The 15048-nt window shown below is 64.5% G+C and carries 13 protein-coding genes; 10 read left to right on the top strand and 3 right to left on the bottom strand.

Annotation, left to right across the window (positions count from 1 at the left end; translation table 11 throughout):
• Positions 1–58: 58 nt before the first annotated feature.
• Together ACWFUC_RS22085 and ACWFUC_RS22080 are read right to left on the bottom strand one after the other, a co-directional pair.
• On the bottom strand, positions 59–1216 hold the full coding sequence (locus ACWFUC_RS22085) for an MFS transporter (RefSeq protein ID WP_039784817.1): 1158 nt from the start codon (positions 1214–1216) through the stop codon (positions 59–61).
• Positions 1217–1312: 96 nt separating this feature from the next.
• Positions 1313–1969, bottom strand: coding sequence for a 7-cyano-7-deazaguanine/7-aminomethyl-7-deazaguanine transporter (locus ACWFUC_RS22080; RefSeq protein ID WP_039784818.1), 657 nt, complete (start codon positions 1967–1969; stop codon positions 1313–1315).
• A gap of 158 nt (positions 1970–2127) precedes the next feature.
• Here ACWFUC_RS22080 and yddG point away from each other — a divergent pair, with 158 nt between their 5' ends.
• The 6 genes from yddG to ACWFUC_RS22050 all read left to right on the top strand — a co-directional run bounded on the left by yddG (position 2128) and on the right by ACWFUC_RS22050 (position 8912).
• The gene (gene yddG / locus ACWFUC_RS22075; protein ID WP_489634459.1) at positions 2128–3024 is read left to right on the top strand and encodes an aromatic amino acid DMT transporter YddG; all 897 of its coding nucleotides are present in this window, start codon (positions 2128–2130) and stop codon (positions 3022–3024) included.
• Positions 3025–3193: 169 nt separating this feature from the next.
• On the top strand, positions 3194–3907 hold the full coding sequence (locus ACWFUC_RS22070) for an energy transducer TonB (protein ID WP_489623287.1): 714 nt from the start codon (positions 3194–3196) through the stop codon (positions 3905–3907).
• Positions 3908–3929: 22 nt separating this feature from the next.
• The gene (locus ACWFUC_RS22065; RefSeq protein WP_489623286.1) at positions 3930–4664 is read left to right on the top strand and encodes a MotA/TolQ/ExbB proton channel family protein; all 735 of its coding nucleotides are present in this window, start codon (positions 3930–3932) and stop codon (positions 4662–4664) included.
• Positions 4664–5077 carry an ExbD/TolR family protein gene (locus tag ACWFUC_RS22060; protein WP_489625570.1) on the top strand — a complete coding sequence of 138 codons (414 nt, stop codon included), beginning with the start codon at positions 4664–4666 and terminating at the stop codon, positions 5075–5077. Before ACWFUC_RS22065 ends, ACWFUC_RS22060 begins: the two co-directional genes overlap by 1 nt.
• A gap of 107 nt (positions 5078–5184) precedes the next feature.
• Positions 5185–7299, top strand: coding sequence for a TonB-dependent siderophore receptor (locus tag ACWFUC_RS22055; RefSeq protein WP_489637331.1), 2115 nt, complete (start codon positions 5185–5187; stop codon positions 7297–7299).
• A 38-nt stretch (positions 7300–7337) separates the two neighbouring features.
• Positions 7338–8912 carry a histidine-type phosphatase gene (locus tag ACWFUC_RS22050; RefSeq protein ID WP_489623285.1) on the top strand — a complete coding sequence of 525 codons (1575 nt, stop codon included), beginning with the start codon at positions 7338–7340 and terminating at the stop codon, positions 8910–8912.
• On the opposite strand, the gene ACWFUC_RS22045 is transcribed toward ACWFUC_RS22050, so the two are convergent.
• Positions 8903–9457, bottom strand: a complete 555-nt coding sequence (locus ACWFUC_RS22045) for an AsmA family protein (RefSeq protein ID WP_134224133.1) — start codon at positions 9455–9457, stop codon at positions 8903–8905. The genes ACWFUC_RS22050 and ACWFUC_RS22045 overlap by 10 nt on opposite strands.
• A 468-nt stretch (positions 9458–9925) precedes the next feature.
• Here ACWFUC_RS22045 and hemN point away from each other — a divergent pair, with 468 nt between their 5' ends.
• The 4 genes from hemN to ccoS are packed head-to-tail and all read left to right on the top strand — an operon-like array spanning position 9926 to position 14925.
• Complete coding sequence (gene hemN, locus ACWFUC_RS22040; protein ID WP_121042220.1) at positions 9926–11377, top strand: oxygen-independent coproporphyrinogen III oxidase; 1452 nt, start codon at positions 9926–9928, stop codon at positions 11375–11377.
• A gap of 13 nt (positions 11378–11390) precedes the next feature.
• On the top strand, positions 11391–12233 hold the full coding sequence (locus ACWFUC_RS22035) for a sulfite exporter TauE/SafE family protein (RefSeq protein ID WP_489623284.1): 843 nt from the start codon (positions 11391–11393) through the stop codon (positions 12231–12233).
• Positions 12234–12235: 2 nt separating this feature from the next.
• Positions 12236–14752, top strand: a complete 2517-nt coding sequence (locus ACWFUC_RS22030) for a heavy metal translocating P-type ATPase (RefSeq protein ID WP_489623283.1) — start codon at positions 12236–12238, stop codon at positions 14750–14752.
• Positions 14752–14925 carry a cbb3-type cytochrome oxidase assembly protein CcoS gene (gene ccoS / locus ACWFUC_RS22025; protein WP_489623282.1) on the top strand — a complete coding sequence of 58 codons (174 nt, stop codon included), beginning with the start codon at positions 14752–14754 and terminating at the stop codon, positions 14923–14925. The genes ACWFUC_RS22030 and ccoS overlap by 1 nt, the downstream gene beginning before the upstream one ends.
• Positions 14926–15048: the final 123 nt, after the last annotated feature.

Below are 15048 nucleotides of genomic sequence, written 5' to 3'. Positions count from 1 at the left end.
ATGAACAAAGGCGCTTGCCCGTGAGGGTCAAGCGCCTTTTTTCCGGAGCGGGGAAGAGTCAGGCCGGAGCGCGAACGCGCTTGTCCAGCGAGGCCGAGACGGCCACCGTCACCAGGCCCAGCAGGGCGAAGACCGAGCCGATCAGGGGCAGGTCGGTCAGCGGCAGGCCAGCCGAGATCGCCAGTCCACCGACCCAGGCGCCAGTGGCATTGCCGAGGTTGAAGGCCCCCTGGTTGAGGGTCGATGCGAGGTTGGGTGCGCCGCGTGCGGTGTCGAGCACGCGGATCTGCGCACCGGGCACCACCGCAAAGGCGAAGGCCCCCCAGGCGAACATCGTTGCCAGCGTCGGCCACTTGTAATGGCTGGTGAAGGAAAACAGCCCCAGCACGATGGCAATGCACAGGAACACGCCGCACATCACCGGCATCAGTTTCCAGTCCGCCAGCTTGCCGCCGACCAGGCCCCCCACGGTGATGCCCGCACCGAAGAGCAGCAGCACCCAGCTTTCTTCACGGGCGCTGAAGCCGGTCACGTCCAGCAGGATGTAGGCGATGTAGGTGATCACGCTGAACATGCTGATCGAGGCCAGCGTCGAGGTCAGCAGCGACAGCTGCACGCGGGTATCGATGATGGAGCGGAACTCCTGGAAGATATTGCCGGCCTGCATGGGGATCTTCTTGGGCAGCATGGTCCACAGCATGACGGCGGCCAGCACGCCGATGCCGGTCACCACGCCGAAGGTGGAGCGCCAGCCCGCCGCATGGCCGAAGGCGGTGCCCAGCGGCACGCCCAGGATGTTGGCCACGGTCAGGCCGGTGAACATCAGCGCCACTGCCTGTGCGCGCTTCTGCGGCGTCACCAGTTCTGCTGCCACCACCGAGCCGATGCCGAAGAAGGCGGCATGGCAGAAGGCGGTGACCACTCGCGCCACCATCAGGAACGGGTAATTGGGGGCCAGCGCGCACAGCACATTGCCGAGGATGAACAGGCACATCAGCCCTACCAGCGCCTGCTTGCGCGGCCACTTGGCAGTAAGGATGGCGAGGATGGGCGCACCGGCGGCGACGCCCAGGGCATAGCCCGAGACCAGCATGCCGGCGGCCGGAGCCGTGACACCCAGATCAAGCGCAACGTCGGGCAGCAGGCCCATGATGACGAATTCAGTGGTGCCGATGCCGAAGGCGGCAACGGCGAGGGCAAACAGGGGCCAGTTCATGCGCAGTCCAGGTGGAGGGTGGAGAGGAGGAGGGCGCGGCCAGGGCAGACCGCGCAAAGCCGCAAGTTTACCGTTGGATGGAAATCGCTGCAGGACTCAAGCCGGATCGGCCGCCAAGGGGCGGCCAAACCAGCTCTTCAGGAAGGACATCAGCGCGCCATATGCCGGCAGGAAGAACAGCAGGCTGATGGCGATCTTGAAGCCGTAATCGACCAGCGCGATCTCCACCCAGTGCTCGGCCATGAAGGGATCGCTGCTGCGCCAGAAGGCGATGGAGAAGAAGGCGATGGTGTCGCTGGCATTGCCGAAGATCATCGATACCGACGGTGCCAGCCACCAGTGGCGCGAAGCCCGCAGGCGATTGAACACCTGCACGTCCAGCACCTGCCCCAGCACATAGGCCATGAAGCTGGCCGCCGCGATGCGCGCCACGAAGACATTGAAATGCGCCAGCGCGCCGAAGCCCTGCCATTGGCCCATGTAGAAGAGAGCCGAGATGCCGTAGGAAATGAACAGGGCCGGCAGCATCACCGCGAAGATGATGCGGCGGGCCAGTGGCGCACCGAAGAAGCGCACCGTCAGATCGGTCGCCAGGAAGATGAAAGGAAAGCTGAAGGCGCCCCAGGTGGTATGCAGCCCGAAGATCGAAACGGGCAATTGCACCAGGTAGTTGCTGGAAGTGATCACCAGAAGGTGGAACAGGGAAAGCCAGGTCAGCAGCGCGGCATGGCGGCGCAGGTCGAGAGTCGTCATATGAACCTTTTTGATGAATGGGGGCGAGGGAACCCATGGAATACGTCCGGCCGCCGCGCGGGCAATGGCCGCCGAAGACCGGACAGAAGGGGCAGGATTTTATCACAAGGCCCGGTCCCGGCCCTTGAGGTAAACTCTTGCGCTTTTGGGCAGGTGCAATGAACAGCAAGAAGGCAACCCTGATCGGTTTGAGCGCCGTGCTCTTGTGGAGCGCCATCGTTGGCCTGATCCGCGGCGTGAGCGAACATCTCGGTGCCACCGGCGGCGCGGCAGCCATCTATACGGTGGCCTCGCTGATCCTGATGGTGGCGGTCGGTTTCCCGCGCCTGTCCAGCTTCCCGCGCAGGTATCTGGTGTGGGGCGGCGTGCTGTTCGTGGCGTATGAACTGTGCCTGTCGCTCTCGATCGGCTACGCCCATAGCGGCCGCCAGGCCATCGAAGTGGGGATGGTCAACTACCTGTGGCCGACCTTCACGCTGGTGGCGGCGATTCTCTTCGGCGGGCAGCGCGCGACGCTGCTGGTGGTGCCGGGCTTCATCCTGTCCATGCTGGGTATCTGCTGGGTGCTGGGCGGCAATCAGGGCCTGGATCTGCCGGTCATGCTGGCCAACATCCAGGACAATCCCCTGAGCTATGGCCTGGCCTTCATCGGTGCGCTGATCTGGGCGGCCTACTGCACCGTGACCACCCGCATCGCCGAGGGCAGGAACGGTGTGACCCCTTTCTTCATGCTGGTGGCCTTGGCCTTGTGGGTGAAGGTCCTGCTGGGCGGTCATGCCGCTGAACTTTCCTTCAGCGTGCCCGCGCTGGTCTATCTGCTGCTGGCGGCTGCCGCCATGGGGCTGGGTTATGCGGCCTGGAATGTGGGCATCCTGCACGGGAACGTGACGGTGCTGGCGGGGGCTTCGTATTTCATCCCGGTGTTGTCCTCGGCACTGTCGGCCGCGCTGCTGCGTGCGCCGCTGCCGCCGTCGTTCTGGGTCGGCGCGGCGCTGGTGTGCGCCGGATCGATTCTGTGCTGGCGTGCCACCTCCGCAGGACGCAGAGAGGCGTGATCTCCCGATCTGATCCGCAGAGTTCACTGCCCCGGCATGCTGCCAACAAATTTTTACATCTCATGGGGCTTTCCTGACGCCGTTGTCATCAATGCGTAACGGCGAGGTCATCTTGACTGCCTAGACTCCTGCTTTTTTCAGAGCAAGGCCGCGCGACGCGGCAAGAGTCATGCTGTCATCCCTTCCTCTTTCTCCACAGCGCACGGTACCCGGTGCGGCCATGCTGCGCAGAGCGCAGCCGGCGCTGCTGGTGCTGGCTGCGCATCTGGGCTTGCTGTGGCTGGCCACGCAGATGCACGCCTTGCCAGCGTCCACCGCCAAGCCACCGGTACCGCCCACCGTGATGCTTGCGCTCTTCGAATCCGCACCGCAGCCGCCCTTGCCTGCGACATCACCGCATCCGGCAGCCCCCGTGCGCACCGTGCCATTGCGGCCGGCACCCATGCCGCACACCCGTCAGGCCGTGGCACCCGCGCCGGCCATGGTCACTTCTGCTGATACGTCATCTGCGCCATCTGCTCCTTCCTCGCCAACTGCTCCAGCGTCTGCGCCCGAGGCCGCCGCTGCCCCGGTGACGCCGGTCGCCCCGATGATCCGCCCGCCCGTCATTACCAGCGGCGTTCAGTACCTCACTGCACCGCAGCCGGTCTATCCCGCTGCGGCCCGCCGTCGCGGCGATGAAGGCGAGGTGCTGCTGCGCGTGCTGATCGATGCCCAGGGCGGGGTGGAGCAGATTGCACTGGAACGCTCTTCCGGCATCGCCAGCCTCGACCAGGCCGCGCGCGAGGCCGTCCGGCGCGCACGCTTCCAGCCCTATGTGGAGCAGGGCAGGGCGCTGCCTGCCTATGTGGTCGTACCGATCAAATTTCAATTGACGCAGTAACCCCGAACGAAAGGAATCAGCAATGGATGCAAGTCCCTACGGCCTCACGGCCCTGTGGTCGCAAGGCGATGTCGTCACCAAGGCGGTGGCGCTTCTGCTGACGATGATGTCGATGGCCTCGTGGTATGTGATCGTGACCAAGGCCCTGCAATTGTGGCGCTACCGTACTCCGGCGCACGCCGCAGGCCACGCGTTCTGGGAGGCCGGTAACGTCGCCGCCGGCATCACCCTGCTGGGCCGCGACAATCCCTTTGCCGCGCTTGCCAGCGCCGGCCAGGGCGCAGTCGATCATCACACCACGCACCAAGGGCAGTTGCAGGATCGTCTGCCGGTCAGCGAGTGGGTCACGCTGTCGCTGCGCCAGGCCATCGATGAAGCCTCGGCCAGCCTGCAGTCGGGCATGGCGGTGCTGGCCTCGGTCGGTTCGACGGCTCCCTTCGTGGGCTTGTTCGGCACGGTCTGGGGTATCTACCACGCCCTGGTTTCCATCGGCAGCAGCGGCCAGGCCAGCATCGACAAGGTCGCCGGTCCGGTCGGCGAAGCGTTGATCATGACGGCGCTCGGGCTGGCAGTGGCCATTCCCGCCACCTTTGGCTACAACGCGCTCCTGCGCGGCAACAAGAGCATCCTCGCGCGACTGAACAAGTTCGGTTTCGAACTGCATGCGCTGTTTGTCACCGGGGCGCGCGCCGATGCCGCTTCGGTCGCGCCGGAACAGGCCCCGGCCCTGCGCCTGCGCACGCGGGGAGCTGCATGATGGGCATGGGTTCCCTCTCCGATTCGGACGATGACTTCAATCCCGAGATCAACACCACCCCGCTGGTGGACGTGATGCTGGTGCTGTTGATCATCTTCATCATCACGGTCCCGGTCATGAACAACGCCGTCAAGATCGACCTGCCGCGCGCCACCGCCCAACCCGATACGCTCAAGCCGGACAGCATCAACCTCGCCATCGATGCCGACGGCAAGACCTTCTGGAATGACGAACCGGTCGATCAGGCGCAACTGCAGGCTCGCATCAGCAAGGCAGCCTCCGCACCGCAGCCGCCGGAACTGCATCTGCGAGCAGCCCGCACCACACCCTACGAAAAAGTGGCACAGGTGATGGCCATGGCACAGGCAGGCGGGCTGGCCAAGATCGGTTTCGTGACTGATCCACGGCCATGAACCCGATAGCGACCCGATAAAAAAAGAAGACTGGCCGGCATTGCCCGGTCGGCCCATTGCATAGCCAAATCAACTCCCTCTCTCTCCACATCCACTGCGAGTCCGACATGAATTCCACACGCATTGCCCGTTTCCGTCCGTCCACCATGCGCCGTGCCCTGCTCGGCGCCGGCCTCCTGCTGGGCAGCGCCGGCCCGCTGATGGCGCAGGCCGATGACAGCGTGCTGCCCCAGATCACCGTCACCGACAGCGCCGACAAGAAGAAATTGGCCGAGAAGGTCAGCAGCGGTGCCCTCGGAGATCGTTCCGAACTGGAGACGCCGTTCTCCACGCGTGCGGTCAAGAGCGACGAGATCGAAGACCGCCAGGCCACCTCGCTGGCCGAGGTGCTGAAGTACGACGCCAGCGTCAGCAACAACAGTCCGGTCAATGGCACGCACCCGGCCACCATCTCGGTGCGCGGCCTGCGTCTGGATGATCTGAACGGCTACAAGATCGATGGCCTGGCCAACATCAACCGCGGTACCGAAATGCCGCTGGAGATGTTCGAGCAGGTGGAAGTGCTCAAGGGCTTGTCCGGCTTCATGTATGGTTTCGGCTCGCCGGGCGGGATCATCAATTACGTCACCAAGCGCCCGACCGATGACACCTTTTTTGCCACCGATCTCGGCTATGCCAGCGGCGGTACCTGGAAGGAACATGTCGATGCCGGCGGGCGCTTTGGCGAGGACCAGCGCTTCGGTTACCGCGTCAACCTGGTCAACGAAAGCGGCGATACCGAGGCCGACCACGGCAGCATCAACCGCCAGTCCATCGGCGCATCCTTCGATGCCCGCCTCACCAGCGACCTGACCGTGCGGCTGGATGCCATCTACCAGCGCCGCATCGCCACCGGCGGCACCGATGTCATCGTCAGCGGATTCAGGATTCCTTCGCCGCTGGATGGCACGACCCGGCTCTACAGCAATGGCTCCTTCACCGATGTCGATTACCGCCTGGTGACGCTGAGCGCCGACTACCGTCTTTCGGATGACTGGAAGGCCAGCGTCGCCGTGCGTCACTCCGAATCGGTACGCATCTACAAGAAGGACCAGTACTACATCACCAGCAACAGCGGCAATTACCGTGACCGTGTGACCTCGGAATACCACTGCTATGAATTCAACGAAGCGCAAGCCATGGTGCAGGGCAAGGTGCGCACCGGATTCCTCCAGCATGAGCTGGTGTTCGGCGCGATGGCGCAGAACCTGCTCTCGACCTCCTCGGTCAATACGCCCAAGCCTTACATCGGCACCGGCAACCTGTATGCGCCGACGATCTACTCGGCCGACAGCGTCAACTACAGCGGCGGCACGTATCGCGATGAAAAGACCACCCAGACCGCGCTCTTCGCCAGCGATACGATGAAGTTCGACGAGCGCTGGTCGGTACTGGCCGGTGTGCGCTATACCAACTACATCGATACCGCCTACAGCACTGCCAACACCACCAGCGCGCGCTTCACCGCCAATCCGCTGAGCCCGACGGCAGCCGTGATGTACAAGCCGCGCGCCGATACCACGGTCTACGTCAGCTATGCCGAAGCACTGGAGCAGAGTGCCTCCGCACCGACTACTACCGTCAATGCCAACCAGACCTTCGCGCCGATCAAGAGCAAACAGGCCGAAGTGGGCGTCAAGACCGAGCACGATGGCTGGAACGGCAGCCTGGCACTGTTCCGCATCGAGCGCGGCTCGCAGTACATCAACAGCGCCAACGTCTACGTGGCCGATGGCCAGAGCGTGTATCGCGGCGTGGAAGCCAATGGCTCGCTGCAGCTCACGCGTGATTTGAGCCTGGATGGCAGCGTGATGGTCATGGGCTCGGAGATCACTCATGCGGCGGCCGCGGTCAACGGCAAGCGTGCCGTCGGTGCGGCCGATATGCAGGCCGGGGCGCAACTGAGCTATCGCGTGGCGGCCTTGCCGGGCTTGCAATTGCATGCCGGCGCGCAGTATGTCGGCACCATGGCGCTGGATTCGGCCAATGCCAACATGCTCTCGCCGTACAGCCTGTTTGATGCCGGGCTGAACTATCGCACCCGCATCGGTGGCCACATGACGACCTGGAGCGCCAACATCACCAACCTGGCCAATCGCAAGTACTGGACCTACTATCAGGAAACCTACCTGAACGTGGGTGCGCCGCGTACCCTGAACCTGAACGTGCGCGCAGACTTCTGAGTGCCAAGGTTTTCCTGATTCGGAAAGGATGAAACAACATGATCGGTGGCCTGTTCTCCAATCAGCCCGCAAGGGCCTGTGTCTGGCTGACCGGCTTGCTGCTGGCCGCCAGCCTGGCGCAGGCCGCCGATCGTGATGATCGCCAGACCAAGACCCCCTACGCACCACGCCAGACGATGGCCAGCCTGGAGCCGGTTCCGCCTGGATATGAACCGGTGTTCACGCAACTGCTGGCGCGCCATGGATCACGCGGCCTGACAGGGATGAAATCCGATCTGGCCTTGTATCGACTGTGGCAGCAAGCCGAACAGGAGGATGCGCTGACCCCGTTGGGCCGCGAACTGGGACCGGCCTTGCAGGCCATGCTGCGCGCCAACTTCCTGCTGGGGGCCGGGGTGCCAGGCATCAGCCAGCCCGGCTATGGCAACGAGACCCGGGCCGGCTTGCAGGAGCATGCCGATCTGGCGCACCGGATGGTGCAGCGCCTGCCCGGCTTGTTCGATCAGGCCGGCAGCGCCGGGCGCGCGGTGGTCGTGGTCAGTTCCGGCAAGGATCGCGCAGTGGACAGTGCCGAGGCCTTCACCCGGGCGCTGCTGGTGGTCCGCCCTGGTCTGCGCGACCAGGTGCAGGGGCCGTCCAGCGATGCCTATCTGCTGTATTTCCACCGTTTGCCCAAGACGCCGCCGGCAGAGAACTCCGGCGCGGATGCTCAGCAGGCGCTGCGCCTGCAGACCTGGCGCGACAGCCAGGCCTACCAGGCTTATGCCCGCAGTCCGGCCTTACAGGCGCAACTGGCCCGCATCCGGCAGGATCCGCGCTTGCAGGAGGTGGCCGATGTGGTCCTGGCACGGCTGTTCAAGCCGGATTTTCTGAGCCGGCTGGGGCAGGGGAGATACCGTTTCAGCAACAGCGGCACGCTGACATTTACCAGCGCCGATGGCCGTTACACCAACACGCTGACCGGCGATGGCCGCAGCGTGATCGGCAACGGCTTGCAGGCCGCCTGGGCGCTGTATGACCTTTATGCCATCAGTGCCGGCATGCGCAGCGAACTGGAGCAGGCTGGCAGCGATGTGAAGGAGTTTGAACGATTCATGCCGCCGTTGGCGGCGCAGCGTTACGCCGAGGCTGAAGATGCTGAAGACTTCTACAGCAAGGGGCCGGGCATGGTGGAGCAGGGCGATGTGACCTGGCGCATGGCGCGCATCCTGCTGCAGGATTTTTTTGATGAGGCCGATGCCATTGAACGCGGTCAGCGCCGCCATCTGGCCAAGCTGCGGTTCGCCCACGCCGAGATCGTGATCCCGCTGGCTGCGCTGCTGGGCCTGCCCGGCGCATCGCAGCAGGTGGCTGAGCGCGAACCCTATGCCCCGGCCAGCAATGGCTGGCGTGGTGCGCAGATTGCGCCGATGGCTGCCAACCTGCAATGGGAAATGTTCGCCAATGCCGCAGGCCGCACCGTGGTGCGCCTGCTGTACAACGAAGCGGAGATGGATTTCAAGCCGGACTGCGATGCTGCGCGGCTTTCGCCGGGCAGCCATTACTACGACTATCGCGCCTTGCGGGCCTGTTACGGATCGGCCCGCAAGGCCGAAGAGCACAATCAGAACTGATAGCTCACGCCCACCCGCAGCACCGGATACAGGTTGTAGCCATGCACCTTGTCGCTGAGCTGGGCGTTTTCGGCCGCCACGTCGGTGGCCAGGCGTGCGCAGATTGCGGCGGGGGCGTTGCAGCCGGAGTTGCTGACCGAAGTCGAGGCATTGCCCTGGAACATCACGCCCAGGTCGGCCGTGAAGCCCCAGCCCGGCTTGGCCGGGGCGACTGCGTTGCCCCAGCCCAGGCCCACGTAGGGCGCGAACTTCTTGAAATCGATGCGGCCATCGACCTGGCCTGCCTGTGAAGCGGTATAGACGTTGCCATTGATGGTATAGATGCCGTTGGCCTTGGGTTTGCCGGTGGCGTCGATCTTGTTGCCGTTGTAGACCACGCCGCCGGAGAGACGGAAGCCGTTGTCGAACGGGAACCAGTCCAGCAGCGCATCGAAGGTGCGCAGCTTGGCTTTGGCATCGTAGTTCACATCATTGGTGCTGGAGTTGAAGGAATAATCAAAATAGTTGACCCCGAAGCGGGCATTGAGCTGTTGCGCCAGCGGCACGCTCAGGTGGACGCCCACGCCGGTAGTGCCGAGTTCGCCACTGAGGCCGAGATTGGCGGCCTGGGCGGTGCTGCCAAGGGCAGCCAGGCTGATGAGACAAGCGCAGGAAAGTTGGAAACGGTGCACGAAGAAATCCCCCGGGATTGAAGATGAAAGACGGTCAGATGCCGTCCATCGCAGCCTAGGGTTTGGCGCATCGCTCTGTAAAGCGCGACAATACCGAAATGCAATCAAAAAGCGGCAGGACGAAGACGCCGCGTGACATTGGCACCACAGACGGCGGTTTCAGGCTTGCTGTAGATGCCACTCTGGCAACAGGTCCTGCCCCTTTGATGCACATCAATGCGGTCCTGCAGTGATCTGTCTATTCTGCAAGCTCCAGTCAATACCAGCTCGCCCGGTGGGCTCGCGGCCCAGCGCATGTGCGCGCCGCGTCAGTCCGGCGTGGCAGCCGGCCAGGAGCATCGCATGCAAGTCGCCCATCCGTCCATCCTGCATCCATCCGCCAGTCTCGCCGGCATGAACAAGGCCGTCCTGCGCAAAATGGACCAGCGTGGTCCGCGTTACACGTCCTATCCCACGGCAGATCGCTTTTCGAGTGACTTCGCCGTCACCGACTACCTGCATGCGGTCTCCGACCGCCGCAACATGAGCGCCTGGCGGGCGCTGTCGCTGTACCTGCACATCCCGTTCTGCGACACCATCTGCTATTACTGCGCCTGCAACAAGATCGTCACCAAGAACCGCGCCAAGGCCGCGCTCTACCTGAGCTACCTCAAGCGCGAGATCAGCATGCAGGGCTCGCTTTTCTCCGGCATGAACCAGGTCGAGCAGCTGCACTTCGGTGGCGGTACGCCGACTTATCTCTCGGACGAGCAGATGTCGGACCTGATGAACCATATCCGCCACAGCTTCACGCTGGCTCCGGATCACGTCGGTGAGTATTCGATCGAGATCGATCCGCGCACGGTGTCGGTGGCGCGTGTCCACAAGCTGCGCGAGCAGGGCTTCAACCGCATCAGCCTCGGCGTGCAGGATTTCGATCCGGAAGTCCAGCTGGCGGTCAATCGTGTGCAATCCGAAGAACAGACCCTGCAGATCATCGCTGCCGCGCGTGAAGCCGGCTTCCGCTCGGTCAGCATCGACCTGATCTACGGGCTGCCCAAGCAGAACGTGATGTCGATGTCGCGCACGCTGGCCAAGGTCATTGCCGCCAGCCCGGACCGCATCGCTGTCTACAACTATGCGCACATGCCGGCGCTGTTCAAGACCCAGCGCCAGATCAAGGAAGAAGACCTGCCCAGCGCCGACAGCAAGCTGGACATGCTCTCGCTGTGCATCCGCCAGCTGACCGGCGCCGGTTACGTCTACATCGGCATGGATCACTTCGCCAAGCCCACTGACGATCTCGCCATCGCCCAGCAGCAGGGCCGCCTGCATCGCAATTTCCAGGGCTACTCCACCCATTCGGAGACCGACCTGGTCGCGTGCGGCGTCTCGGCCATCAGCGCCGTGGGCGGCAGCTACAGCCAGAATGAAAAGACCCTGGACGGCTATTACGCCCGCCTGGAAAATTCCACGCTCCCCATCGCCCGCGGCATCCAGCTGGGCATGGACGACGTGCTGCGCCGTCTCATCATCCAGCGGCTGATGTGCAATTTCGAGCTGTCGATCAATTCGCTGGAGATCGCCTATCCCATCGTCTTCCGCGAATACTTCGCACCGGAGATGGAAAAGCTGAAGCAACTGGAAGAGGACGGCCTCATCAATATCGAACCCGAATGGATCACGGTCGAGCCCAAGGGCCGTCTGCTGATCCGCAACATCTGCATGGTGTTTGACCGCTACCTGAACCAGGACCGCGAAAAAGCCGCAAGCCAGAACAAGGACACACCACAGCGTTATTCGCAGACCGTGTGAGCGGGGCGCGTCGATGAACCTGCTGCCGATCTTCCTGGTAGGCCTGATGGGCAGCGTCCACTGCATCGGCATGTGCGGCGGCATCATCGGTGCGCTCAGTTCAGCCGCGCCGCCGCGTGCCCCGGCGGTCGCTACCCAGGCGCTGGCCATGGCCGCAGCGCCGGGGCGTGCTGCGCATCGCATCATTCCCCTTCATGTCGCCGGCTCTGCCCAGGTCCAGGCCTTCGGGCAGGATCTGGTGCGCGTGCTGGGCTACAACCTCGGTCGCCTGTCCAGCTACGCGCTGGCCGGCGCACTGGCCGGCGGCATCGCCGCCGGCCTGCTGCGCGGTGCCGATGTGCTGGGCTGGCTGGCACCGGCGCAGACGGTGGCCTACGTCATCACCAATCTTGTCCTGATCCTGCTGGGGCTGTACCTCACCCAGTGGTGGAGCGGCCTGTCCCGCATGGAGCAATGGGGTAGCGGTCTTTGGTCCCGACTGCGTCCCCATGCAGCGCGGCTGGTGCCAGTGGATACGCCGGTCAAGGCGCTGCTGCTGGGCAGCCTGTGGGGCTGGCTGCCGTGCGGGATGGTCTACAGCGCCTTGCTCACCGCCCTCATGGCCGGCAGCGCCGTGCAAGGCGCGCTGACCATGCTGGCCTTCGGGGCGGGCACTTTGCCGGTGCTGCTGGTGGCCGGCATGTCCGGTGCACGCTTGCGCCAGTTGGCTACGCGCCCTTGGGTGCGGCGCAGCGCCGGCGTGATCGTCTTGGCCTTCGGGTTGTTGGGTTTGCTGCGTGCCGCCGAGATTGGCGGCCTGGGCATTGCGCGCGGCTGGATCGACGTGTTCTGTGTCAGTCCGGTGCACGGAGGATGAGCATGCACAACGACGGGAGTGATGCGGCGAACCTGTGTTTCCATTGCGGCCAGACGGTGCCGGCGGGGGAGTCCTGGACGCTGGACATTGGTGGGCTCAACCGGACCCTGTGCTGCGTGGGCTGCCAGAGCGTGGCCCGGCTCATCGTCGAGAGCGGATGTGAAGATTTCTACCTGCGGCGGACCGTTCCCTCTGCCCGCATCGATCCAGAACAGTTGCTGCCGCCAGAGCTGGCCCTGGTGGATCTGCCCGTGCAGACAGCCGATAGTGAAGTTTCTGACGCAGGGGACCACGCGCAGGAACTGGTGCTTTCCATCGATGGCTTGCGCTGCGCCGCCTGCGTCTGGCTGATCGAGAAATACCTGGCCCGGATGCCCGGCATCGACATGGCCGAACTCAACGTGGCCAGTGCGCGCCTGCATATCCGCCGCGATCCTGCGCGCTGTTCTACTTCCACCATCCTGCGCGGCCTGCACGGCCTGGGTTATACGGCCTATCCCTTTGATCCGCTGCGCCAGGGCGAGCAGGCGCGCCGCGCCGGCCGCCGCCTGTTCCGCCAGTTGTTCATCGCCGGGCTGTCGATGATGCAGGTGATGATGTATGCCATCCCGGTCTACATGACGCATGAAGGCATCGATCCCGACATGATGGCGCTGATGCGCTGGGCCAGTCTGTTCCTGACCATTCCGGCGGTGTTCTATTCGGCCTTGCCGTTCTTCACAGGTGCCTGGGCAGGACTGCGGGCGCGTGCGCCGGGCATGGACCTGCCGGTGGCGATCGGCATTGCTGCGGCCTTCACCGGCAGCGCCATCGCCACCTGGCGCGGCGAGGGCGAGATCTGGTTCGACAGCGTGAGCATGTTCATTTTCCTGCTGCTGGCCAGCCGCTACCTTGAGACTGCCGCGCGGCGCAAATCGGCGGCCGCGCTGGAGCGCATGCAACAGGCTTTCCCGGCGTCGGCGCTGGTACTGCGCGGGTATCCGCTGCAACGTGAGACGACGCTGGTGGCCGCCAGCCAATTGCAGGCCGGTGACGTGATCTTGGCTCGCCCCGGTGACACCATCGCCGCCGACGCCTGTCTGCTCGAAGGCGTGGCTGAACTGGACCTGGCGCTGCTGTCAGGCGAAAGCCGTCCGCAAGCTTTCCAGCCCGGTCAGGAAGCGGCCGGCGGCGCGGTCAACCTGAGCCAGCCGGTGCTGCTGCGCGTGGTGCGCACCACGCGCGAGAGTACGCTCGCGGCCATTACCCGTCTGGCGGAGCAGGCCGGACAGGGCAAGCCGGCACTGGCGCAGTGGGCCGACATCGTGGCCTCGCGCTTCGTGGTGGCCTTGCTGCTGCTGGCGGCGATCACTTTCATTGCCTGGCATCTGATCGATCCGGCGCGCGCCTGGGCTACCGCGATTGCGGTGCTGGTGGTGTCCTGCCCTTGCGCGCTGTCGCTGGCCACGCCATCGGCCCTGGCTGCCGCCACCGACCGCCTGCTGCGCGAAGGCACGCTGGTCGTGCGCGGCAACGTGCTGGAGACCTTGCAGCGTGCCGATACCATCCTTTTCGACAAGACCGGCACGCTCACGCAAGGCCGGCCGCAGATGACGGCGTTGTGGAGCTGCATTCCCCAGGCGCAGGCCCTGTCGGTCGCCGCCGCCATGGAGCGCGGCAGTCTGCATCCGCTGGCCAAGGCGCTGGTGGAGGAGGCCGACCGTCGCGGCAGTGCAGCTTGCGACGTCGCCGAACTCGGCTCCGTCACGGGGGCGGGCATGCACTGTCTCATCGACGGTGTTCCGTATCGCCTGGGCGCGCGCCGCTTCGTGGCCGAGATCGCAGGAGAATCCATGCCTGCCGAACTGAACCAGCCCGCTGCGGCAGCGGCCGGTTCGGTCTATCTGGGCAACAGCCAAGGTTGGCTGGCGCGCTTCGACCTGGCCGATGCATTGCGTGCGGATGCCGTGGATACCGTGGCTGCGTTCCGTGCGCAGGGTTTGCGGGTGATCCTCCTGAGCGGTGACCAGCCCGAGGTCTGCGCCGAGGTAGCAGCGGCCGTCGGTATCGACGAAGTGATCGCCGGCTGCACGCCGCAACGCAAGCTGGAGGTGGTGCGCCAATTGCAGCAGGGCGGGGCGGTGGTGGCCATCGTCGGCGATGGTATCAATGACGCCGCCATGCTGCGCGCAGGCGATGTCTCCTTCGCGATGGGCAAAGGTGCGGCTCTGGCCCAGGTCAGTGCGGATGCCGTCATCATGAGTGATCGCCTGTCGGCCGTCGCGCAATGTGCGCAGATGGCCCGCCGGACCATGCGCATCGTGCGCCAGAACCTGGTGTGGGCCAGCGTCTACAACTTCCTCGCCATTCCGGCAGCGGCCTTCGGGCTGCTTGATCCGTGGATGTCGGCGGTGGGCATGTCGGCCAGTTCGCTGCTGGTGGTCGGCAATGCACTGCGCCTGAGCCGTGCCACGAGCGCGGCACGGCAGATGCCGGCAAGTGCTCCAGCGGTCCAGCCAGCGCTGGCGGGAGGGGCCTGATGGAAGCGCTCTATCTCCTCATTCCACTCAGTACCTTGCTGGTCTTCCTGGCGATCTGGGTGTTCTTCCGCGCCTCCGACAGCGGTCAGTTCGATGATCTCGAAGGACCGGCCATGCGCATCCTCCACGACGACGACATTGCCCCGCAGCAGGACCGGCACGATCCCGCCTGAGCTGCTCTCGCGCCTGCCCGTTCGTGCAAATAACGCCGCAATTGCCTGCATTTTTCTTTGGCTCTCTTTCCACTTGATACACGTCAATGCCCCCCGGAGGCTTGCCCCGTAAGCTCGTATTGA

The organism is Herbaspirillum sp. Her4 (genome assembly GCF_057961335.1).
Note: the sequence above shows the minus strand (reverse complement) of the source record. Positions and strands in the feature narration are given on the sequence as shown.